We start from the raw sequence: 1,426 nt of genomic DNA on the forward strand, positions 1-1,426 counted from the left end.
AATTTACTGATGTTTGTCTGCACAGGATGTATTTGATACTGATACGGAGGATGTTGTTGCACCGCATCCTGTTGATAGCTGAACATCGTTGAAAAAATAGGGTTGTTATTCTCTCCTCTCTCTGGATTAATATCTTGAATGACTTGGTCGAATGGATACTGTTGATGTTGAAAAGCTCGCAAGCATCTTTCTGTTACCTCTGCACACAACTCCTCCATAGTAGAAACTCCGTCTGTTTGTACACGAATCGCAACTGTATTTACAAAAAATCCTTGGATATCTTCAAACGCTTCATGCTGTCTTCCCGTTACAGGTGTTCCTACGACAAGGTCCTGTTGCCCTGATACCTGTTGTAAAAAGTGAGTATAAGCAGTGAACAGTAACATGTACAGTGATATCTGCTCTTGTTGTGCTAGTTTTTTCAATGATGATACAGCGTTCTTATTGAGTTTTGTAGAGAATGTATCCCCGCGATGTGACGCTACACTAGGACGAACTTGATCCAATGGTAAAGTCAAGGTTGGCGCATCTTGTAATACTTCCTTCCAATATTGTTTTTCGTGCTCCCATGCTCCAATAGCAAGCTGTTGCTTTTGCCATGCAACATAATCAATATATCGTATAGCCGGCTGAATAAGAGAAATCACTCCCTGCTCAGACAACTCTTCATAGATAGAAAAAACCTCTTGTAAAAATCGTTGTAAGCTCCATTCATCCATAATGATATGGTGGAAATTCATATATAACCAGGAGCATTCCTTGTTCTCTGTAAATAAAATGGTTCGGAATAGTGGTCCCTGTTCTAAGTGGAATGCGGTATGATCAATTTTTTGTATAGATACCAAACGATACGCCTCTTGTTGTTTTGCTTCAATCTGTTGTATATCGACTTCATGAAGTATGAGATCCATCTCTTTTTGCACACACTGCATCGGTTCTCCATCTTTTTCTATAAAATTAGTTCGAAACATCTCATGTCTTTTGACCATTTCTTCCAAAGCTTGTTTCAATAAGGTGACTTGCATGCCTGGTTGTATATGCACTTGTATCGGGATATCATACGTACGATATTCCGGATGTTGTTGATATAAAAACCAAAGTCGTTGTTGTGCATGAGATAAAGGATAATAGGGTTGCTCTGGCACTCTCTCTATTAGATTTTTATGTGCTATTGGTCGTAATTGGTCAATATACGTAGAACAGGTTTGAATGGTTCGATATTGGTATACATCTTTAAACGTGATTTTGACATGCAATTGTGCCTCAATCCGGTTAATGAGTTGTACTGTTATTAAAGAATGACCACCTATTTTGAAAAAATCATCTTCTGTACTAATACTCTCCGTCTTTTTTGATAGTATTTCTCCCCATATTTGCTGCAATTGTTTTTCTGTATGTGTATGAGGTGGTACAATGATTGCATCTT

General features: G+C 38.1%; 1 protein-coding gene. It reads right to left on the bottom strand.

Features of this window, described 5'->3' with window-relative positions:
* Positions 1-1,426: condensation domain-containing protein (locus ACODS7_RS32000; protein ID WP_488828590.1), on the bottom strand; the 1,426-nt coding region annotated here is incomplete at both ends.

It is taken from the genome of Bacillus sp. FG16, from assembly GCF_057809515.1.